The organism is Rhodococcus chondri, from assembly GCF_036327435.1.
Lineage (GTDB): Bacteria > Actinomycetota > Actinomycetes > Mycobacteriales > Mycobacteriaceae > Rhodococcus > Rhodococcus chondri.
In genome coordinates this window covers 8,221-34,048 of sequence record NZ_JAUZMZ010000040.1, presented here as the reverse complement: position 1 = coordinate 34,048, position 25,828 = coordinate 8,221, and the positions used below count along the sequence as shown (strand labels likewise).

2 protein-coding genes are annotated in these 25,828 nt (G+C 65.8%); both read right to left on the bottom strand.

The window, feature by feature from the left end:
* On the bottom strand, positions 1–7,795 hold a 7,795-nt coding region (locus Q8814_RS09475), incomplete at its 3' end, for an amino acid adenylation domain-containing protein (RefSeq protein WP_330151756.1).
* On the bottom strand, positions 7,796–25,462 hold the full coding sequence (locus Q8814_RS09470) for a non-ribosomal peptide synthase/polyketide synthase (RefSeq protein WP_330151755.1): 17,667 nt from the start codon (positions 25,460–25,462) through the stop codon (positions 7,796–7,798).
* Between the last annotated feature and the right edge of the window lie 366 nt (positions 25,463–25,828).

Here is a 25,828-nt window from a genome sequence, read left to right as displayed (position 1 = left end):
GACCGAAATACCCCCGCGCCAACTGCACACCCGACAGATACAACTCACCCGCAACACCCACCGGCACCGGACGCAAACGCTCATCGAGCACAAACGCCGACACATTCCACTCCGGCACACCGATCGGCACACCCGCCACATCCCCATCGACGACCTCATGCCAGGTCACCGACACCGCAGCCTCGGTCGGACCATACAAATTGAACAGCCCCACCCCCGGATTCACCGACCGGAACCCCTGCGCCACCGACCCCGGCAACGCCTCCCCGATCGCCAACACCCGACGCAACGACGACGCCAACACCCCACCCGAACCATCGGCCACCGCCGCAGCCGTCAACGCCTCGAGCATCGACGGCACCACATGCAACGTCGACACCGACGCCGACCGCATCAACCCCACCAGATACCCCGGATCCCGATGACCCTCCGGCTCCGCCACCACCAACCGGCCACCGGACACCAACGACGACCAGAACTCCCACACCGACAAATCGAACGTCGCCGCAGTCTTGAGCAACACCGCATCATCCGGCCCCAACCCGAACGCCGCGACCTTCCACACCAACTGATTCACAATCGCCCGATGCGGCACCGCCACACCCTTCGGACGACCCGTCGACCCCGACGTGAAAATCACATACGCCGTGCTCTCCGGCCGCAGTGGGGCGTGCCGTTCCTCATCGGAGAGGGGACCGTCGGAAACGTCTGCCGCACCCGCATCCGGATTGTCGACGAACAGCACCGGATGCTCTCCGTCGACACCGAAACCGTCGCGTGCGGTGGTCAGCACACACACCGGGTTCGCGGTGTCGAGAATGTACTTCGTCCGCTCGGCCGGCTGGTCCGGATCCACCGGAACGTAGGCGCCACCGGTCTTGGCGACCGCCACCATGCCGACCACCAGCTCCACCGATCGGCGCATTCCGAGGGCGACCGTGGACTCCGGCCGCACACCGGCCGCGATCAGGCGTCGTGCCAGCCTGTTCACGCGAGCATCGAAGTCTCGGTACGACAGTTCCCGACCGTCGAATTCGATCGCCGGAGCATCCGGTGCGGCCGCGACCTGCCGCTCGAACAACGACACCAACGTCGCCGACGACTCCACCTCGTGACGAGTATCGTTGAACGACTCCAGAATCCGCGACCGCTCACCGGACCCGAGGATCTCGAGATCCCCCACCGGACGCGCCGGATCCGCCACGACCTCCTCGAGCACCCGCACGAACCGCTCCACGAACGACACCACCGTCGACTCGTCGAACAACGCCGTCGCATACGTCACGAAACCACCGATACCCGAAGGATTCCCGGACTCGTCGTACGTGTCCTGCACAATCCAGTGCAGATCGAACTGAGAGGTCCGGTGTTCGAGGTCGACGGGTGCGATCGACAGGTTGGGCAGATTCAGGTTGGCTTCGTTCAGATTCTGGAAGGAGAAGCCGACCTGGAACAACGGATGCCGCGCCGTCGACCGCGCCGGATTCAACACCTCCACCAATCGCTCGAACGGCACATCCGCATGCGCGAACGCCTGCAGATCCGACTCCCGAACCGACCCCAACAACTCCTCGAACGACCCCCCACCGCGCACATCCGCCCGCAACACCAACGTATTGACGAACATGCCGATCAAATCATCGAGCTCACGCTCACCACGCCCGGCGATCGGCGTCCCCACCGCCACATCCCCACCACCGGACAACCGCGCCAACAACACCGACAACGCCGCATGCACCACCATGAACAACGTCGCATTATGCGCCCGCGCCAACCCCACCAACTGCCCATGCAACTGCGCCGGCACCACCACACCCACCCGCGCACCGGCCGACGACTGCACCGCAGGCCGCGGACGATCCCACGGCAACTCCAACTGATCCGGCAACCCCGCCAACGCCGCACGCCAAAAATCCAACTGCTGCGAAATCAGCGACCCCGGATCCTCCTCCGACCCCAACACCGACCGCTGCCACAACGCATAATCCGCATACTGCACCGCCAACGGCTCCCACGACGGCACACCACCGCCCACCCGAGCCGAATACGCCACCATCACATCCCGCACGAACGGCGCCATCGACGACCCGTCCGCCGAAATATGATGCACCACCATCGCCAGCACGAACTCGCCACCACCGAGATCGAAGAGCCTGATCCGCAGGGGCACCTGCGCTGTCACATCGAACGGGTGGGTAACGAAGCCGGTCACCGCAGCGACCAGCGATTCGGCGGTCGTCTCCTCCACGTCGATCACCGGAACAGCTCCGGCGACCGGAAGTATGACCTGTATCGGTCCGTCGGGGGTCTCCGGATACACCGTGCGCAACGATTCGTGCCGCGCCACCACGTCCCCGACCGCCGACCGCAACGCCGCCACATCCAGCGCACCCGAGATCCGCAACGCCATCGGCAGGTTGTACGCCGTCGACTCCGGATCGAACCGGTTCAGGAACCACATCCGGGACTGCGCCAGCGACAACGGAATCCGCTCCGGACGCACCCGCGCCGTCAACGCCGCCCGGCCACCCGCACCCACATGCGACTCGAGCTGGGCAGCGAGGTCCGCCACCGTCGATGCGTCGAACAGCACGCGCACCGGTACGCGTGCATCCAGTGCCGCCCCCAACCGGGACACCACCTGTGTCGCGATCAGTGAATTGCCACCGAGAGCGAAGAAGTCGTCGTCGAGACCCACCCGATCGAGCCCGAGCACCTCACCGAACACTCCGGCCACGATCTCCTCGACCGGGGTGGTCGGCGCACGGAACTCCCGGATCTCGAACACCGGATCCGGCAACGCCTTGCGGTCCAGTTTCCCGGATGCGTTGAGCGGGAACGCGTCGAGCACGGTCACCGCGGACGGCACCATGTACGACGGAAGGGCTTTCGCGGCGGCCGCGCGCACGGCGGCGGCGTCGAGTTCGGTGCCGGACACCGGGACGACGTAGGCGACCAGGTTCTGACCGGTCGCGGAGTCGTGGACCAGCACGGCTGCGGACAACACAGCGGGATCTTCGGCGAGGACCGCTTCGACCTCGCCGAGTTCGATCCGCTGGCCGCGGAACTTCACCTGGAAGTCGGTGCGGCCGAGGTAGACCAGTTCACCTGCGGCGTCACGCCGAACCAGGTCACCGGTGCGGTACATGCGTTCGCCGGGTGCCCCGTACGGATCCGCGACGAAGCGGTCGCTCGTCAGGTCGACCCGGCCGTGGTACCCGCGCGCCAACTGCACGCCCGACAGATACAGCTCACCCGCGACGCCCACCGGGACCGGCCGCAGACGCGAATCCAGCACCAGCGCTCCGGCGTTCCACACCGGCCGGCCGATCGTGACGGGTTCGTTCGGACGGATCTCCACCTCGGTGGCGTGCACGGTGAACTCGGTAGGCCCGTACAAGTTGTGCAGTGCGGCCTGTGGCAGCGCAGACCGGACCCGCGCCGCGGCGGACGGGGCAAATGCCTCACCGGCAACCAGCACGGCGCGCAGCGAGGCTCCGCCGGACGGATCGAGGACCGACACGAACGGGCCGAGCATCGACGGTACGAACGAGACCATCGTCACCGACTGCTCGTCGATCAGCCGAGCGAGATAGATCGGATCGCGATGGCCGTCCGGCTCCGCGACAACGAGGCGGGCTCCCGCGACCAGCGTGCAGAACAGCTCCCACACCGACACGTCGAACGTCGCCGGTGTCTTGAACAGGACGACGTCGGACGGGTCGATTGCGAATCGGTCCGAAAGCCACAGCACCTGGTTGACGACCGCGCGGTGCGCGACGGACACCCCCTTGGGACGCCCGGTGGACCCGGATGTGAAAAGGACGTATGCCGTGTTGTCCGGATGCAGTACGCCCGACCGGTCTGCATCGGTGACCGGGACGTCGGACAGATCGAGGTCGGTATCCCGGACGCTCAGCACGGTCCGGTCGCCGGGAATCTGCACGTCGCCGGTATCGGCCACCAGCACGCAGACCGGTGCCGCGGAGTCGAGGATGTACTCGATCCGCTCCGCGGGCTGGTCGGGGTCCACAGGCACATACGCGCCACCGGCGGCGAGTACCGCGTACATCGCGATCACCAGGTCCGCGGAACGCCGCATCGCGAGTGCGACCCGGACCTCGGGCCGGACCCCCTCGGCGATGAGGCGGCGAGCGAGCCGGTTGACCCGGGAACCGAACTGCGCGTAGGTGAGGGTCTGCCCATCGAAGACGAGGGCGGTGGCATCAGGCGTCGCGGCCGCGCGGGCCGCGAACAGCGCCGGAAGCGTTGCCGACGAATCGACGGGGTGCCGGGTGGCGACCGCACCGGCCAGGAGAGCGTCCCGCTCGGCGGCATCGAGCAACTCGATATCGCCGACCGCGACGCCGGGGTCGACGGCAACCGCCTCGAGCACCCGTAGGAACCGGGCAGCGATCGATTCGACGGTCGTCGCGTCGAACAGATCGGTTGCGTAGGACATTTCGACGACGAGTCCGTTGTCCGCGCCGCCGTCGGGTCGCTCGGCGATCGTGACCTGAAGGTCGAACTTCGCCAGGTCGTAGTCGAATTCGACGCCGCTGACCGTCAGCCCGGGCAGTTCGAGCTTGGTACGATCCATGTTCTGGAAAGCCAGTGCCACCTGGAACAGCGGGTGGCGGGATTGCGACCGCACAGGGTTCAGAACCTCGACGAGTCGCTCGAACGGAACCTCTGCATGCGCGAATGCGCGCAGGTCGGATGCGCGGACCTGTGCCAGAAGTTCGGTGAAGGACATGGCGGGATCCACGTCGGTACGCAGAACGAGCGGATTGACGAACATTCCGATCAAGTCGTCGAGAGCGACGTCCCCACGACCGGCTACCGGAGAACCGATCGCGATGTCTCTCAGACCCGACAACCGCGACAGCAATGTCGCGAGGGCGCTGTGAACGAGCATGAAGAGTGTCACATTATGTTCTCGCGCAACCGAGTTCAATCGATTTCGCAGTTGCGCATCGATCTCGGAGCGAAGCAGGTCACCGCGACTGGTCGCCACCGCCGGACGCGATCGATCGGTCGGCAGCGGAAGTTCCTCGGGGAGATCCGCCAATTCTGTTTTCCAGAATTCGATCTGACGCGTGACCACCGAATTCGGATCGTCCTCGGAGCCCAGCATTTCTCGCTGCCAGATGCTGTAGTCGGCATATTGCACCGTCAACGGCTGCCAGTCCGGCGACTCCCCCACCGAACGCGCCGCGTAAGCGGTCATGACATCACGCGTCAGCGGTCCGATCGAGAAGCCGTCTCCCGCAATGTGGTGGACGGAGAACGCGAGCACGTGCTCTGTCGCGCTGATCTCGAACAGCCCTGCCCAGAACGGGACGTTGACGGTCACATCGAACGGCGCGGACATCTTTTCCGCGATGCAACGCGCCACCTCGTCCTCGGACACCGCGATGGGGCTCAGGTCCGGGATCACCTGGGCGGTCGGTACGACCTGCTGGTAGCCGACGCCGTCCACCTCGGGATATACGGTGCGCAGGACCTCGTGTCGTGCCAGCACGTCGGCGACAGCGATCTGCAGGGCGTGCCGGTCGAGCAGACCCGACAGCCGTAGCGCGAACGGAATATTGTTGACAGCAGAATCCGGTTCGAGCTGGTTGAGGAACCACATCCGCTGTTGCGCGAGGGACAGCGGTACCCGTTCGGGCCTCGGCATAGGGCGCAGAGGAAGACGGTTCGCGGATCCACGACTTCCCGCCTCGTCCACGAGTCGCGCCACGTCCGCGACGGTTGGAACGTCGAAGAACTCCCCGACCTCGATATGGACCAAGAGCCGCGAATTGATCCGTGCGACAGCACGTGTCGCGATCAACGAGTTGCCGCCCAGTTCGAAGAAGTCGTCGTTCGCACCGACGCGGTCGGCGCCGAGCAGATCCGCGAAGATCTCGGCGACGACCTGCTCGGTCGGTGTCGTCGGTTCGCGGTACTCGCGCGCCGACGCGAAATCCGGTGCCGGCAAGGCCTTGCGGTCGAGCTTGCCACTCGCATTGAGCGGGAACTCGGCCAATTCTACGAACAGGTTCGGCACCATGTAGTCCGGCAGCCGCTCGCGGGTGGTCTCCGTGAGCTCGCTCGAATCGAGTGGTGTCGAATTCTCGCCGACCACATAGGCGACGAGGTGATCCCCGGTGACCGGATCGGAGTGCACGACGACCACGGCTTGGGCTACATCCGCGCGAGAGAGGATGACGGACTCGATCTCGCCCAGTTCGATACGCAATCCGCGGAGCTTGACCTGGAAATCGACGCGGCCGATGTAGTCGAGTTCACCGTCCGGACGCCGGCGCACGAGATCGCCGGTGCGGTACATACGCTCGCCGGCGCGCCCGGCCGGATCGGCAACGAAGCGTTCCGCCGTGAGTTCGGGCCGAGCGACGTAGCCGCGCGCGAGCTGCACGCCCGAAAGGTACAACTCGCCGGGCACGCCGGTAGGGACCGGCCGCAACGCATCGTCGAGCACGATCAGTCCCGTGTCGTCGACCGCGGACCCGATGGGAATCGTCCGGTCGCCGCGTTCGGTGGCGTAGTACGTGACGTCGACGGCAGCTTCGGTCGGACCGTAGAGATTGTGCAACGCGGCCGAGCTGATCTCGTGAAACCGGGACACCGTCGATGCCGGTAGTGCTTCACCGGATGCGAACACATACCGAATCGAATCCGCCTGGGCGGCGAGCGGCTCCGCTACGAAGACCGAGAGCATCGAGGGCACGAAGTGCAGCGCCGTCACTCCCCGATCGATGATCGTCCGGGCCAGATATGCAGGGTCACGGTGCCCGTCGGGCTGCGCGACGACCAGCCGGGCACCGGTCTGCAGAGGCCAGAAGAATTCCCAGACGGAGACGTCGAACGTGAACGGTGTCTTCTGCAGGATGACGTCGGAGTCGGTGAACCTGTACTCGCGCTGGCGCCAACGCAGATTCGCGACGATTGCCCTGTGCTCGACCGCGACGCCCTTCGGCAGCCCGGTGGACCCTGAAGTAAAGATGACGTAGGCGGTGTTGTCGGGACGCAACGCGGCGCTGCGGTCTGCGTCGGTGAGCGATGTCGTCTCGAACCGTGTGAGGTCGAGGCGATCGACCTCGTGGAGCGGAGTCTGCTCCGGCACCGCGATCCGGTCGCGCGAGGTGGTGAGGACCGCGACCGGCTGCGCAGCGGCGAGGACGTGTGCGATGCGGTCGGCTGGATGATCCGGGTCGAGCGGAACGTACGCACCTCCGGCCTTGACGATGCCGTACATCGCAATCATCAGATCGAGCGATCGACGGATCGCCAATCCGACATTCGCCTCGGGACCGACGCCGATCGAGACGAGGAATCGGGCCATCCGGTTGGCGGCCCTGTCGAACTCCGAATAGGTGAGAGTCTCGCCGTCGAACTCGACGGCGATCGCGTCCGGTGTGCGCTTGACCTGCTGCTCGAACAATCCGACAAGAGTCTCGGCTGCCTCGTCGTGCGTGACCGGGACATCGACGACCCCCACCGCATCGTCGATCAATGCGGCGACGACACCGGCGAGACCGCCGTTCTCATCCGATTCGAGCAGTGCCGGCACGAGATTCGACAGCACGACCGGGACGAGCGCATCCGGCCCGAGCGCGCCTCCCATAGCCACGTCGAGGGTGGTCAGCTCGTCGTGGAGCCTTCCGTAGGCCACGGCGGTGTCGCCGTACGACAGAGCCACTCGTTCAGGCGCTACTGCCGCGACTCCCGCAACCAGCCGCGGCAGGTCCTCGATTGCGAGAGATTCGTGACCGGGCTTCCGAACGGACATCTAACTGTTCCTCTGTGTCGCCAGGCTCTGCGCCTGGGTGATGAGTGACTCGATCAATGTTGCGTACCCGGTCACACCCAGCTCCGGCAGAATGCCGGGAACCAGACCCGACAATGCGACAGACACCTGCGCGTCGGGTTTGAGGGTCGCCCCCATAGCCTTGGCAACCGATGCGAGCTTGTCGTGCAGCGCACCGAAGGTCACCGTGGTGCCGTTGTGGGTGAGTGCGGGCTCGCCGGGTCGAACCTGGGCCGCCGACGCGATGAGCTCGGGCAGATCGGCGGCGGTCATCTTTCGCTTGGGTGCCAGACTTGCCCGCTCCTCGGCCCCGAGGATGTCGATGTCCCGGACCACGACGGCGGGATTGGCGGTGACCGCCTCGACCACCCGCAGGTATCGTTGCGCGAACCGGGCGACGGACTCCTCGTCGAACAGGTCGGTGGCGTATGTGAAGAGCAGACGGATGCCACCTCGACGGCCCTGATCGTCGAACACCTCGCCGCCGCTGAGCTGCAGGTCGAACTTCGCCTGGTCGAAGTTGCCCTCGGCGAGGGACACCTCGAGACCCGGCAACTGCAGCGAGCGCGGTGCCATGTTCTGGAACGCGAACAGGACCTGGACCACGGGTGAATAGGCTGCGGTGCGGCGCCGGCCGAGCGTGTCGACGACACGCTCGAACGGCACGTCGGCGTTGCCGAACGCCTCGATGTCCCGCTCGCGGACCTGCGAGAGCAGTTCGACGAAGTCGGCACTCGACTCGATCTGCGTCCGGAGAGCGAGGGTGTTGACGAACATGCCGATCAGATCGTCGAGAGCGGCCTCGCCGCGACCCGCCGTCGGCGTACCGATGACGATGTCGCTCGTACCGGTCAACTTGGACAGCAGAACCGCGAAGGCGGCGTGCATGACCATAAACACTGTCGAGTTATGCTCGCGCGCAACCTTTTCCAGTATTTCGGACTGGTTCGCATCGAGTGCGAACTCGTATTCCGCTCCACGCATCGAGGCGCGGGCCGGACGTGGCCGATCCGCCGGCAACTCGAGCAACTCGGGTGCCCCGGCGAGCTGGGTCGCCCAGTAGTCGAGCTGACGGGTGAGTGTCGACTCCGGATCGTTCTCGTCGCCGAGAATCTCCCGCTGCCACAATGCGTAGTCCGCGTACTGGATCCCGAGCGGCGACCAGGTCGGGATGTCGCCGTCGACACGCGACGCGTAGGCCGTCATCACGTCCCGAGTCAACGGTCCCATCGAGAAGCCGTCCGCGCTGATGTGGTGGATCACCATCACGAGGACATGATCGGTCGGGCTGACCGCGAACAATCGGCCGCGCACCGGAGCACTCGTCGTGACGTCGAATCCGGTACCCACCATCTCTGCGATGCGCTCCGGCAACAGCTTTTCCGGGACCTCGACGGCAGCGAGTCCCGGCGCCGCCTCGCTGACCGGAACGATCTCCTGGACCGGGCCGTCGTCGGTGTCCGGGTAGCGGGTCCGCAGGACCTCGTGGCGTTCGAACACGTCCCGCACCGCAGCGCCGAGGGCCGGCACATCCAGCAGCCCGGACAGATGCAGCACGACCGGAATGTTGTACGCCGCCGAATCCGGATTCATCCGGTTGAGGACCCACATTCGCTGCTGGGCGAGCGAGAGCGGCACCCGTGCCGGACGCGATCCGGCAACAAGCGCGGGCCGTGCACCGGATCCTGCGTCCGATTCGGCGCGGGATGCGAGCGCCGACACCGTCGGAGCTTCGAAGAGGGCGCGGACCTGGACCGTGGTATCCAACGCCGCGCCGAGCCGGGCCGTCACCTGGGTCGCGAGCAACGAATTGCCGCCGAGCGCGAAGAAGTCGTCGTCCGCGCCGATCCGCTCGGTTCCGAGCACCTCGGCGAAGATGCTCGCGACGATCTGCTCGATCGGGGTGACCGGGGCACGGAACGACTTCGCCTCGAACACCGGCTGTGGCAAGGCCTTGCGATCGAGCTTCCCGTTGATGTTCAGCGGCAACGCATCGAGCACGACGAACGCTGCGGGCACCATGTAGCCGGGCAGTCGGCTGCCGAGGTCGGCACGTACGTCGTCGACGGCGAGGTCCGTGCTGGCCGACGGCACGAGATAGGCGACCAACTGGTCGCCCAGCCGGTCGTCATGGTGGGCGAGTACGACGGCCTGCGCCACCGACGGGTGGTCCCGGAGCACCGACTCGATCTCGCCGAGCTCGATCCGGAAGCCGCGGACCTTCACCTGGAAGTCGGTGCGGCCCACGTATCGGAGCGCGCCGTCGGCGGTCCAGACGACCAGGTCGCCCGTTCGGTACAACCGGCCTCCGCTCTCGGTCCCTGTCGCGAACGGGTCGGCGACGAACCGCTCCGCGGTCAGGTCCGAGCGTCCGAGGTATCCGCGGGCGAGCTGGACTCCACCGACATACAGCTCACCCGGAACACCGGGCGGTACCGGTCGCATCCGTCGGTCGAGCACGTACAGCCGGGTGTTCCATTCCGGTCCCCCGATCGATACGGCAACCGTGTCCTCATCGGTCACTTCGTGACTGGTGACCGACACCGCGGTCTCCGTGGGACCGTACAGGTTGAACAGCTGCAGATCCGGGTTCGCGGAGCGCACCGCCTGCGCCGACTGCACAGGCAAGGCCTCGCCGATGGCGAGGATGCGTCGCAGCGAACGTGGCAGGGCACCATCGGATTCCACCATGAGGGCTTCGAGCATCGACGGCACCACGTGCAACGTGGTTACGTCGGTGGTGCGCATCAACTCGTTGAGATAGCCCGGGTCTCGGTGGCCGTCGGCATTCGCGACCACCAGACGTGCGCCCGACACGAGCGCCGACCAGAACTCCCACACCGACAGGTCGAAGGTCGCGGCAGTCTTGAGAAGCACCGCGTCCTGCGGACCGAGTTCGAATTCGGCGCGCTTCCAGAGCATCTGGTTCACGACCGCGCGGTGCGACACTGCGACACCCTTCGGTCGGCCCGTCGAGCCGGAGGTGAAGATGACATAGGCGGCGTGCTCGGGCCGCAGCGGCGCGAGCCGCTCGGCGTCCGTCAGCGGGGTGCTCGGCAGCGCCGCGTCCGCATCGTCGTCCACGACGATCACCGGTCGCGCCCCGTCCACTCCGAAGCCGTCGCGCGCACTGGTGAGCACACATACCGGATCGGCGGCGTCGAGAATGTATGCGGTGCGATCGGCGGGCTGATCGGGGTCGATCGGCACGTACGCGCCGCCGGCCGCCGCAACCGCGTACATGCCCACCACGAGTTCCGGTGAGCGACGCATACCCACCGCTACCAGCGATTCCGGGCCCACGCCGAGCTTCACCAGCCGTCGCGCCAGCCGATCGACCCGGGCACCGAACTCGCGGTAGGTCAGCACGACGCCGTCGTACTCGACGGCCGGGGCGTCCGGAGTCGCCGCCACCTGGGCCTCGAACAGCGATACCAGCGTCGCGTCGGGCACCGTGTGCGCGCTGCCGTTCCACTCGGTCAGTATCCGGTCGCGCTCGTCCATCGCGAGAATCTCGATGTCGCCGACCGGCGACTCCGGATCCATCGCGACCGATTCGAGCACGCGCACGAACCGCTGAGCGAATGCGTCCACCGTCGACTGGTCGAACAGGTCGGTCGCGTAACTGAACACCGCATCGATTCCGGCCGGAGACCCTGCCGCGTCATACCGGTCGGTGAGGAACAACTGCAGATCGAACTGTGCCACGCCCGTGTCGAGTTCGAGCCCGGACACTGCCATGCCCGACAGTTCGAGCGTGGTCTGCGCCAGGTTCTGGAACGAGAATCCCACCTGGAACAGTGGATGGCGCGCGGTCGACCGTTCCGGATTGAGCACCTCGACGAGGCGCTCGAACGGCACATCTGCGTGCGCGAATGCCTCCAGGTCGATCTCGCGCACCGAGTCGAGCAACTCTGTGAACGACGCCTCCTCCGGCACAGTGGTCCGCAACACCAGGGTGTTGACGAACATGCCGATGAGATCGTCGAGCGCGCGTTCGCCGCGTCCGGCGATGGGAGTGCCGACGGCAATGTCGCTCGTGCCCGACAGTCGCGCCAGCAGGGCCGCGAACGCCGTGTGCGCCACCATGAAAAGGGTGGTGTTACGGCCACGCGCGAGGGCGACGAGCCGCTGATGCAGCTCCGGACCGATGTCGAAGTTCACTCGTCCGCCACGGAACGACTGCACCGCGGGGCGCGGCCGGTCGGTCGGTAGGTCCAGCTGGTCCGGAATGTCCGCGAGAGCCTTGCGCCAGTATCGAACCTGTTGCGAGAGCAGCGATGACGTATCTTCTTCCGACCCCAGCAGTTGCCTCTGCCAGATCGCGTAGTCGGCGTACTGCACCGCGGGCGGCATCCAGTCGGGTGCGTGTCCCTCGAGCCGTGCGGCATAGGCGATCATCACGTCTCGCGCGAAGGGCGCCATCGATGAACCGTCCGCCGCGATATGGTGCAGCACCAGCGCGAGCACATGATGCTCGTCGGACAACTCGAACAGACGGATCTGCAGTGGCACCGCCGTGGTCACGTCGAAGGCGGTCGCGGCGAGCTCGGCCAGCAGCGCCGGCAACTCTTCCTCGGAGGTGGGAACGGGCTCGAGAGTCCGCGTCACCCGGGCAGGGGGCAGAACAACCTGAATCGGGGCACCCGAGCTTTCCGGGTACACGGTGCGCAGCACTTCGTGTCGCGCCACCACATCCGCGACGGCGGCGTCCAGCGCCGCAACGTCCAGAGGTCCGGACAAGCGGAGCGCCATCGGGATGTTGTAGGCCGTGGACCGGTTGTCGAATCGGTTCAGGAACCACATGCGCGACTGGGCCAGCGACAGCGGTATCCGCGCCGGTCGCGGCTGCGCTGCCAGTTCGAGACGTCCCGTGCCCGCATGCGACTCGAGTCGCGATGCCAGCGCTTCGACGGTCGATTCCTCGAACAATTCCCGGACGCCGATCCGCGTGTCGAGCGCCGCGCCCAGCCGGGAAACGACCTGTGTCGCGACCAGCGAGTTGCCGCCGAGCGCGAAGAAGTCGTCGTCCAGACCGACGCGATCGACACCGAGCACCTCGGCGAACACGCCGGCCACGATCTCTTCGATCGGGGTCTGCGGGTTCCGGAATTCCTTCACCTCGAACACAGGCTCCGGCAGGGCCTTTCGGTCCAGTTTTCCGTTGGCGGTCAGTGGCAACGCGTCGAGCACGACCACCGTGTCGGGAACCATGTACCCGGCCAGGAACGATGCGACATCCTCGCGGATCTGCAGCGGATCCACGGTCTCACCGGCTCTGGGCACCACATAGCCGACGAGCCGATCACCGGTCCGTTCACCGCCGCGCACAATCGCCACCGCTTGCGCCACTCCGGCGCAGCGCGTGAGAGCGGACTCCACCTCACCGAGTTCGATCCGGAATCCGCGCAGCTGCACCTGGAAGTCCGATCGACCGGCGTACTCGAGCATCCCATCGGTATTCCACCGTGCGAGATCACCGGTCCGATACATCAGCGACCCGCCGGCCGCGGAATGCGACGTGTGCGGATCCGCCACGAACCGTCCCGCGGTCAGCGCAGGCTGGCCGATGTAACCACGCGAGAGCTGGGCGCCGGCGACGTACATCTGTCCCTTGACGCCGACCGGAACCGGACGCAACCACTCGTCGAGGACGTAGACCTGCAGGCCCGGCAATGCCCGGCCGATCACACTCGCCGACGAAGACCGCACCATGTCCTCGGTCAGAGCCAGGAACGACACGTGCACCGTCGTCTCGGTGATGCCGTACATGTTCACCAACCGCGGCGCATCGTCACGGTATCGGTCGAACCAGCCCGCCAGTTTGCCCAGATCCAGGGCCTCGCCACCGAAGACCACGTGGCGCAGCGCCGATGCACCGGCCTGTGCGGAAGCATCGCCCTCGGTGGCCGCACGATCGGCCTCCGCGAACTGGTAGAACGCCGATGGAGTCTGGCTGAGCACCGTCACTCCCGACCGCACCACCAGTTCCCGGAACTGCTCGGGCGAGCGCGATGTGAAGTAGTCGACGACCACGAGCGTCCCGCCGTACAACAGCGGGCCCCACAGCTCCCACACGGAGAAGTCGAACGCGTACGAGTGGAACATCGTCCACACGTCGGTTTCGTCGAACCCGAACAGCGGTTGCGCGTTCGCGAACAACTCGAGGACATTGCGATGCGTGACCGCAACACCCTTCGGCAGGCCCGTCGAGCCCGAGGTGTAGATCACGTACGCCACATCCGACGACCGCAGAGTCTCCACACGGTCGGCGTCGGCCACCGGCCGGGTATCGAGTGTGTCCCAGGCGAGTTCGTCGAGCACCAGCACCTCGATGCCCGGCATCTCGGGTATCGCCTGCCTGTCCGACGCCGTCGTCAGAACGACGGCAGGAGCGCTGTCACCGAGAATGTAGGTGATCCGATCCGCCGGATACGTCACGTCCACCGGCAGATACGCGGCCCCGGAGGTGAGAACCGCCAGCAATGCCGTGATCAGCGACTCGTCCCGCGGCAACGCCACCGCAACCAGCGATCCGGGTCCCACGCCGGACGCGATCAGGCGACGCGCCAGACCGTTGACGCGAGCCGAAAGGTCGGCGTAGGAAAGTGACGATTCACCGGCCGTCACCGCGATGTTCTCGGGCCACGAGCCTGCCGTCGCAGAGAACAGTGCCGGCAGTGTGGACGTCGGATCGACTTCCGCACCTGGTGTAGACCAGACCCCCAGGACCTCGGCACGTTCGGCCTCGGCCAGCAGTTCGATCATTCCCACCGCACGGGAGGGGTCCGTCAGCACTCCGGTCAGGAGTCGCTCGAACCTCTCTGCGAACGACGCGACCGTCGGCTCGTCGAAAAGATCCTTCGCATAGGTCCACTCGACGGTGTAGCCGCCGTTCGGCGCTGCGGCCAACGTGACCTGAAGATCGAATTTCGCGACTTGCGCGTCGAATTCGACCCCTTGCGCTGTGAGACCTTCGAGTTCGAGTGCCGCCTGCGCCATATTCTGGAAGGTGAGCACCACCTGGAACAAGGGATGCCGATTCTGCGACCGTTCGGGGTCGAGCACCTCCACGAGACGCTCGAACGGCACCTCGGCGTGTCCGAACGCCCCGAGGTCGATTTCCTTGACCCGGGCGAGCAGACCTGCGAACGATTCACCGCCGTCTATGCCGGTCCTCAGTACCAGGGTGTTGACGAACATGCCGACGAGGTCGTCGAGCGCCGGCTCACCGCGTCCGGCCACCGGCGTTCCGATCGCGATATCACGATCGCCCGACAGCCGGGACAACAGAACCGCCAAGACACCGTGGACAACCATGAACGGTGTCACACCGTGGGCCTGCGCGACACGATCGATGCGGTTGCCGATGTCGGGTGTGATCTGCGAGAAGAACGTTCCGCCGCGGTAGGACGAAACCGGCGGACGAGGCCGATCGATCGGCAGGTCCAACTGGTCCGGTAGCCCCGCCAACTGCGACGACCAGTAGGTCAGTTGAGCGGACACGATCGAATCCGGATCCGATTCGTCGCCCAATACCTCACGCTGCCAGAGCGTGTAGTCCGCATACTGCACAGGAAGCGGCTGCCAGGCCGGCACATCGGCGCGTGAACGCGCCGCATAGGCGATCATTACGTCGCGGGTCAACGGGGCCATCGAGAAGCCGTCCGCCGCAATATGGTGTACGACGAATACGAGTACGTACTCGGAGTCGCTCATCCGCAGCAGGCGCGCCCGCACCGGTGGTTCCTCCGCCACGTCGAATCCCGTGTGGGCCAGGTTCACGACCACCGCATGCAGATCTTCTTCTGCGACATCCTCCACGACGAGATCGAGCCGAGCCGAATCCACCGGAAGAATCTGCTGGTAGCCGACACCGTCGACCTCGGGATACACGGTGCGCAGCACCTCGTGCCGACCGACGACATCGGTCACCGCCTGGCGCAACGCCTCGACGTCGAGAGCGCCGGAAAGACGAATCGCGGCGGGAATGTTGTCGACGGCGGACCCGGGGTCGAAACGATTGAGGAACCACATCCGGGCCTGGGCCAGCGACAACGGAATGCGCGCCGGACGTTCGACAGCGACGAGTGCCTTCCGCGCGCCCGCACCCTTGGACCGCTCGACCCGGGTTGCCAGCGCCGCCACTGTCGGCGCTTCGAACAGCACGCGTACCGGCACCGACGTGTCGAGGGCAGATCCCAGCCGCGCGACCACCTGGGTGGCGATCAGCGAGTTACCACCGAGCGCAAAGAAATCATCGTCCGCACCGACCCGCTCGACACCGAGCACCTCCGCGAACACCCCCGCCACGATCTCCTCGACCGGCGTCGACGGCGCCCGGAACTCACGCGCCTCGAACACAGGAGGCGGCAACAACTTCCGCTCCAACTTCCCCGACGCATTGAGCGGAAACTCATCCATGACCACCCACGCATCGGGCACCATGTACCCCGGCAACACCAACGCCAACTCGGCCCGCACCACCGCCGTATCGACCACCGCACCGGGCTCGGGAACGACATACCCCACCAACTGCTGCCCCAGATCACCGTCGTGCACCACCACGACCGCCCGAGCCACCACACCCAGATCCAGCAACGCCGACTCGATCTCACCCAACTCGATGCGCAACCCACGCACCTTCACCTGGAAATCGGTGCGCCCGATGTACTCCAACTCCGCACCGCCACCAGCCGAAACACCCCACCGCACAAGATCACCCGTGCGATACATCCGCGCACCCGCCACCCCGAACGGATTCGCCACAAACCGATCCGACGTCAAATCAGCCCGCGACACATACCCCCGCGCCAACTGATCCCCCGCCAGATACAACTCACCCACGACCCCCACCGGCACCGGCGACAACCGCGAATCCAACACGAACACCTGCGTGTTCCACCCCGGCACACCGATCGGCACCGCAACCCGATCCGCACCCGCCACCTCGTGGAACGTCACATCCACCGCAGCCTCGGTCGGACCGTACAAATTGTGCACCCGAACCGACGGCAACAACTCCCGCAACCGCAACGCCACCGACCCCGGCAACGCCTCCCCCGACGCAAACACCAACCGCACCGACACCGCCTCGACCACCGACGGCTCCGCCACGAACACCGACAACCTCGACGGCACGAAATGCACCACCGACACCGCATGCTCGACCATCACACGCACCAGATACACCGGATCCCGATGACCCTCCGGCCGCGCCACCACCAACCGCGCACCCACCTGCAACGGCCAGAACAACTCCCACACCGACACATCGAACGTGAACGGAGTCTTCTGCAACACCACATCAGCAGCGGACAAACCGTACTCCGCCTGCATCCACACCAGCCGATTCACAATCGCCGCATGCGAAACCGACACGCCCTTCGGACGCCCCGTCGACCCCGACGTGAAGATCACATACGCCGCCGACTCCGGCCGCACCACCCCCCGACGATCCCCATCCCCCAACGGCGCATCGGAAAACCCCGACACATCCAACTCGTCCACCCACACCACAGACCGGCCACCAGGAACCACCAGCCCATCGCGCGAGGTCGACAACACCACCACCGGATCCGCGGTCTCGACCACGTACCCCACCCGCTCCACCGGCTGATCCGGATCCACCGGCACATACGCACCACCGGCCTCGACCACCGCATAAATCGCCGTCAACATCTCCAACGACCGGCGCATCCCCACAGCCACCAACGACTCCGGACCCACACCCTCGGCCACCAGGAACCGCGCCAACCGACGCACCCGCGACGCAAACTCCCCATACGACAGCGCCACACCCTCGAACACCACCGCCACCGCATCCGGCGTCCGCGCCACCTGCGCCCCGAACAACCCCACCAACGTGGCATCCGGCACCACACGCGCCGTATCGTTCCACTCGACAAGAACCCGACGCCGCTCGTCAGCGTCGAGTATCGGGATCCCGCCGACCAAGGTGGAGGGATCCGCCACCACGGCCTCGAGTACCCGGACGAAGCGCTCCGCGAACGACGAAATCGTGGCCTCGTCGAACAGGTCGGTCGCATAGGTCAATTCAGCCGGCATACCGGCCGCGGCGCCCTGCTCGTCGATCGATTCCGACAGTGTCAGCTGCAAATCGAACTTCGCCACCCGCGTGTCGAAGTCGACTTCACTCACCGACAGACCCGGAAGTTCGAGAGCGGTCTGGGCAAGGTTCTGGAAGGTCAGCATGACCTGGAAGAGCGGATGCCGGGCCTGCGAACGCGCCGGGTTGAGAACCTCGACGAGTCGCTCGAACGGCACATCGGCATGCCCGAACGCCCCGAGGTCCGCCTCGCGCACGCGCCCGAGCAGCCGAGTGAAGGACTCGGAACCCTCGACCGGCGTACGCAGAACCAGTGTGTTCACGAACATTCCGACCAGGTCGTCGAGTCCGGCTTCGCCTCGGCCTGCGACCGGAGTACCGATTGCGATGTCGTTCGTACTCGCCAGCCGGGACAAGAGCACCGCGAGCGCACTGTGCACAACCATGAACATGGTGCTGGCGTTTTCTCGCGCGAAAGTGTTGAGCGCCGAATGGAGTTCGGGTTCGATGGTGAATCGGACACTGGCGCCCGAGAACGACGCGACGGCCGGACGCGGACGGTCACTGGGCAGGTCGATCTGGTCGGGAAGCTCTGCCAGGGTGGTTGTCCAGTAATCCAACTGGCTCGAGATCAGCGAGTCCGGGTCGTGCTCGTCGCCGAGTACCCCACGCTGCCAGAGCGCGAAGTCCGCGTACTGCACCGGAAGCGGCGACCACACGGGCGCATCCCACGACGAACGTGCCGCGTACGCCACCATCACGTCACGTGCCAGCGGACCGATCGACCAGCCGTCGGCAGAGATGTGGTGCACCACCATGCCGAGCACGTACTCGCGCTCACCGATCTCGAAAAGACGGGCGTGCAGCGGGACCTCGGTCGTCACGTCGAATCCGACAGCGGCAAGCTCGAACAGCTTGCCGTACAGCTCGTTCGGGGTAACCGGTTCGGGCGTCAGATCGGGCACCGTCTGCACCGCGTCGAGCACGACCTGACTCGGCCCCTCCGCGGAGTCCGGGAAAACCGTCCGCAACGATTCGTGGCGGTCGGTCACATCGATGACGGCGACCTGCAGTGCGGTGATGTCGAGATCACCGCTGAGCCGGATCGCGATCGGAATGTTGTTCACGGCCGAGTCGCTGTCGAAACGGTTCAGGAACCACATGCGCTGCTGAGCAAGCGAGAGCGGGATGCGTCCGGGACGGTCCACGGGCGCGAGAGCGGGCCTGCCTCCACCGCCCGCATGCTGTTCCACGCGGGCGGCCAGCGCTTCGACGGTCGACGCTTCGAACAGGACCCGTACCGGCACGGTGGTCTGCAGCGCCGCGCCGAGGCGCGAGACCACCTGGGTCGCGATAAGAGAGTTCCCCCCGAGATCGAAGAAGTCGTCGTCTACACCGACCCGCGCCACCCCGAGCACATCCGCGAACGTGTTGGCGACGATCTCTTCCACCGGAGTGGACGGTGTGCGGAACACCTTCGTCTCGAACACCGGCGCCGGCAACGCCTTCCGGTCCAGCTTGCCCTGGGGCGTCAGCGGCAGCTCGTCCAGTACGACAAGCGCCGCGGGCACCATGTGGGACGGCAGCCGACGGGACACGAATGCAGTCAGAGCTTCCGTGTCGATCGCACGGCCGTGTGCTGCGGTCACATAGGACACGAGTTGAGCCGTACCCGACACACCGGTGTGTCCGACTGTCACGGCAAAATCGACATCGTCGTGAGCGGCGAGGGCAGCGTCGATCTCGCCCAACTCGATTCGGAAACCGCGAATCTTCACCTGGAAGTCACTGCGGCCGACATACTCGATTCGCGGTGTCCGCGTCCCCGGCACTCGACGAACCAGATCGCCAGTGCGGTACATTCTTTCGCCCGCAGCGCCGAACGGGTCGGCCACGAAGCGCTCGGCTGTCAGGCCGGCGCGCGCGTGGTACCCGCGGGCGACACCGGCACCCGAGATGTAGAGCTCACCGGTGACACCGTCGGGGACCGGCCCGAGCCGGGAGTCGAGCACGTACGTCGTCACACCCCGGATAGGTCCGCCGACGGTGATCACCTCGCCGGCGACGAGAGGGTCGGAGATATTGGAGGCGACCGTCGCCTCGGTCGGTCCGTACGCGTTGAACATTGTGCGGCCCGGAGCCCACCTGGCTACCAGCTCGGGTGAACATGCCTCACCGCCGACCACTACGACGCGCAGGTCAGGCAGACCGGCCGGGTCCACGGTCCCCAAAGCGGCAGGCGTCATGAACGCGTGGGTGACCCCACCCCTGAACAGCACCTCGGCGAGGTCCGCGCCGCCGTAGACGCCGGCAGGCGCGATCACCATCGTCGCCGATCCGCCGATCGCCAGCAGCAATTCCAGAATCGATGCGTCGAAGCTGGGCGAAGCGAAATGCAATGTGCGCGAGCGCGCATCCACATCGAACCGGTCGCGTTGCTCGGCCGCGAATGCGGCGAGTCCCGCATGTGTGACCGCGACACCCTTCGGGGTGCCCGTCGAACCCGAGGTGTAGATCAGGTATGCGAGGTGCTCGAGTCGCAGCGGACGGATCCGATCCGCGTCGGTGACCGGAGCCGGCGAGACAACCGCGCGATCGCCGACGAACTCCGCGTCGTCCACGGCGAGCCAGGTCACGCAGTCCGGCAGCGACGCCAGGTGCTGCTCGACTGTCAGGCCGAGTACGGCACCGGAATCGGTGGCCATGTGCTCGATGCGGTCGGCCGGGTAGCTCGGATCCACGGGAACGAATGCGGCGCCGGTCTTGGCTACGGCCCACCACGAAATCACCGAGTCGAAGGATCGCGGCACTGCAACCGCCACCACTGTCTCCGGACCGATACCCCGACCGATCAGGATGCGTGCGAGCTGGGAGGAAACTGCGTCGAGTTCCCTGTACGTCAGCGATTGGTTGCCAACCACCACCGCCGGACCCGCCGGATTACGGGAGACCGCGTCGGTCAGCAACCGAGCGAGCGTGACGGGTTCGACGCTGCCGGCACCCGTCATCGATACGAGGTCGTGCCGCTCGGCGGTACCGAGGATTTCGAGATCGCCGACCGGTCGATCGACGTCCGAGATGACGGCCGTGAGGATTCGCTGGAAACGCTCGGCGAATCCGCGCACCGTCGACGAATCGAAAAGATCTGTGGCATAAACGAATTCGGCATGCAATGCGACGGTGGCGCCGGTCGGGTCCGTCCGCCCGGACAGGGTCAGTTGCAGATCGAACTTTGCGACGTCGACATCGACCTCACTCGCCTCGATCGTCAGACCCGGCAGTTCGAGGCTTGTGTCGCCCATGTCCTGGTACGCGAGCACCACCTGCACCAGTGGATGCCTCGATTGCGACCGCGCCGGCTTGAGCACCTCCACGAGACGCTCGAACGGCACGTCGGCATTCGCGAATGCACCGAGATCGATCTCCCGGACCTGCTGCAGCAACGCCGCGAAGGACATGCCCGGATCGACGTGCGTCCGCAGCACCAGTGTGTTGACGAACATGCCGATCAGGTCGTCGAGAGCCTGTTCACCGCGACCGGCGATGGGACTGCCGACCGCAATGTCTTCGGTGGCCGACAGTCGGGCAAGCAATACCGCCAGCGCCGAATGCATGACCATGAAAAGGGAAACGTTATGTTCCCGAGCCAATTCCGAGAGCGCTCGGAATGTGCGCGCGTCGATATCGAACCCGACGCGGTGCCCGATGAAGGACTGCACTGCCGGCCGGTGCCGATCGGCAGGCAGGTCGAGTTGTTCGGGAATGCCCGTCAACCGGTCCGACCAATACGCGATCTGTTCTGCGGCGAGAGAATCGGGATCGGACTCGTCGCCGAGGACATCGCGCTGCCACAGCGTGTAGTCGGCGTACTGCACTTCCAGGGCAGGCCAGGTCAGCGGGCCACCGGAGGTCCGGGCGACGTATGCCGCCGCCATGTCCCGCGCCAGCGGTCCGAAAGACACTCCGTCTGCGGCGATATGGTGGATCACCATTGCGAGCGCGATCTCGTTGTCGGCCACGCGGAAGACCCGGCAGCGAATCGGAATCTCGTGGGAGACATCGAAACCGGCCGATGCGAATTCCGCGAGAATCTCCGGCAGCTCTGCCGGCACGACAGATTCCTCCGCGAGGCCGAGATCGACTTCGGAGATCGGCAGTATCAATTGGCAGGCGCCGGAGCCGGATTCGGATTCAGGGAAGATGGTGCGCAGCGACTCGTGTCGCTCGACCACGTCGTAGAGCGCCGTCTGCAACGCATCGACATCGACGTCCCCACGCATTCGCAGGACGAATGGCAGGTTGTAGGTGGCGGCGGTGGGATCGAACTGGTTGAGGAACCACATCCGGGACTGCGCCAGCGACAACGGGATCGAGTCCGGTCGCGTGTATCGCACGAGCGGCGGACGACGTCGGCCCGCGGCGCGCGACGACGAGACGAACTCCGCCATTTCGGAAACAGTGGAGGCTTCGAACACCGCGCGAACGCCGAGCTGGACATCGAGTGCGGCAGCGATGCGCGCGACCACCTGGGTGGCGATCAGCGAGTTACCACCGAGCGCAAAGAAATCATCGTCCGCACCGACCCGCTCGACACCGAGCACCTCCGCGAACACCCCCGCCACGATCTCCTCGACCGGCGTCGACGGCGCCCGGAACTCACGCGCCTCGAACACAGGAGGCGGCAACAACTTCCGCTCCAACTTCCCCGACGCATTGAGCGGAAACTCATCCATGACCACCCACGCATCGGGCACCATGTACCCCGGCAACACCAACGCCAACTCGGCCCGCACCACCGCCGTATCGACCACCGCACCGGGCTCGGGAACGACATACCCCACCAACTGCTGCCCCAGATCACCGTCGTGCACCACCACGACCGCCCGAGCCACCACACCCAGATCCAGCAACGCCGACTCGATCTCACCCAACTCGATGCGCAACCCACGCACCTTCACCTGGAAATCGGTGCGCCCGATGTACTCCAACTCCGCACCGCCACCAGCCGAAACACCCCACCGCACAAGATCACCCGTGCGATACATCCGCGCACCCGCCACCCCGAACGGATTCGCCACAAACCGATCCGACGTCAAATCAGCCCGCGACACAGACCCCCGCGCCAACTGATCCCCCGCCAGATACAACTCACCCACGACCCCCACCGGCACCGGCGACAACCGCGAATCCAACACGAACACCTGCGTGTTCCACACCGGCACACCGATCGGCACCGCAACCCGATCCGCACCCGACACCTCGTGGAACGTCACATCCACCGCAGCCTCGGTCGGACCGTACAAATTGTGCACCCGAACCGACGGCAACAACTCCCGCAACCGCAACGCCACCGACCCCGGCAACGCCTCCCCCGACGCAAACACCAACCGCAACGACACCGCCTCGACCACCGACGGCTCCGCCACGAACACCGACAACATCGACGGCACGAAATGCACCACCGACACCGCATGCTCGACCATCACACGCACCAGATACACCGGATCCCGATGACCCTCCGGCCGCGCCACCACCAACCGCGCACCCACCTGCAACGGCCAGAACAACTCCCACACCGACACATCGAACGTGAACGGAGTCTTCTGCAACACCACATCAGCAGCGGACAAACCGTACTCCGCCTGCATCCACACCAGCCGATTCACAATCGCCGCATGCGAAACCGACACGCCCTTCGGACGCCCCGTCGACCCCGACGTGAAGATCACATACGCCGCCGACTCCGGCCGCACCACCCCCCGACGATCCCCATCCCCCAACGGCGCATCGGAAAACCCCGACACATCCAACTCGTCCACCCACACCACAGACCGGCCACCAGGAACCACCAGCCCATCGCGCGAGGTCGACAACACCACCACCGGATCCGCGGTCTCGACCACGTACCCCACCCGCTCCACCGGCTGATCCGGATCCACCGGCACATACGCACCACCGGCCTCGACCACCGCATAAATCGCCGTCAACATCTCCAACGACCGGCGCATCCCCACAGCCACCAACGACTCCGGACCCACACCCTCGGCCACCAGGAACCGCGCCAACCGACGCACCCGCGACGCAAACTCCCCATACGACAGCGCCACACCCTCGAACACCACCGCCACCGCATCCGGCGTCCGCGCCACCTGCGCCCCGAACAACCCCACCAACGTGGCATCCGGCACCACACGCGCCGTATCGTTCCACTCGACAAGAACCCGACGCCGCTCGTCAGCGTTCATCAGGCTCAGCTGCCGGACCTGGCGGTCGGCTTCGGCTTCGGCGAACTCGGCGAGGAACGAGATGAAGCGGGCGTGGTACTCCGCGTTCTCCTCGGGGGTGTACCGGCCCGGATTCGCCTCGAAGTCGATGTTGAGGCGATCCCCTGCGGCATTTTCGTAGAAGTTCGCGCCGAGAGCCTCCACGGTGCCGGTGGACAAGATGGTCAATTCGCCCGTCATCGGTCCGAACTGGATCGCGCTGTGGAACAACATGACGTTCACGAGTGGACCGAACAGGCCTCCGTGCGGGTCTGCCGAATCACGCCGGATGTCCTCGTGTCGGTACAGCTGATGCCGCAAGGCGCTGGTGACGGCGACCTGGACATCCGCGACCAGTTCGCCGATCGTCAGCTCGGCTCCGACGTGGAGTCGCAGCGGAACGATGTTGGAGAGCATTCCGCCGGAGCGCCGTGCGACAGCCGTGACGCGACCGGTCACGGGCAGGCTGAGGACGATCTCCTCGCGGCCCGTCATCCGGGCGAGGAAGGCAGCGAACGCGGCGATGAACACCGTGGAGCGAGCTGAATCGAGCCGCTCGACGGCAGCGTCGAAACGCTCGGTCTGCAGCTGGGTGAGTGTTTCGGTGGCGAACTCGTTGCGGGGCGACGGCGGAGCGACGCGTGAGCTGAGATCGAGGCCTGCCTCGACCCCCGCGATACGTTCGGCCCAGTACTCGCTGTCCCGCGCGAACCTGGCGCTGTTGCGATAAGCCAGTTCGGCGGCGCGAAGATCCTTCAGGCTACCGACCACAAGCGGTTCGGGATCGCGGTGCTCGACCGCGGCCGTGTACAGCTCGGCGACGCGCAACATGAAGTTCATGGCGCCGACACCGTCGAGAACGACGTGATGCACGCGCGCGTACCAGTAGTAGCGCGAATCCTCCAGCCGGATGGCGGCAGCGACGATCAGACGATCCGAGACGATGTCGATCGGGGTGCTGTACTCGCTCCGCATCCACTCCAGCGCAGCCTTCTCGGGGTCCTCTGCATCGCGTAGGTCGACACGTCGGAGGGTGGTATCCAGAGTCGGATCGATGACCTGGTGAGGAACACCCTCGATTTCGACGAGTCGCACAAAACCCGACTCCAGTTCGCCGGCGGCAATCCTGCTGACCCGTTCGAGCACCTCGGTATCGAGATCTCCGCGGAGGTCGACGTACTGCGCATTGTTGATCGCCACATCGGGGCTACGGTACTGCGCGTACCACAAGCCGAGCTGCGCCGGGGAAAGAGGCAAAGCGCCCTTCCGCGACGTCAGATCAGCGCTGTCGATTCCGTCGATTCCTCGCGGGTCCAACCGTTACCTCATTTCCGGAAACCTCGGTTTCCCACACCACTAGGCCTCGCCCCTCCGACTGTGCTGGCAGAGGAACCGACCGCATTCGCAAAAAGCACACGATGCTTACTGTCTATAGGCGGTCAGTCCTACCTTGTTTCACCGTCCGGGCCAGTCGTGTTCCCCATCCGCTTGTGGCCATCCCCCGAGGGCCGGCTTCGCGATCGCTGCAACTCCATGAGGCGTCGGTCAGCTGGGCTTTCTGTGCGCACACATCAGCCCAATCTACAGTCTGTCCGCAGCGCTACCGAACGACCGGTACCGAATCGGTGAATGGCCCCAATCACGGCACACCGGACCTACTGGACAGTACCTACTGAAAAGTAA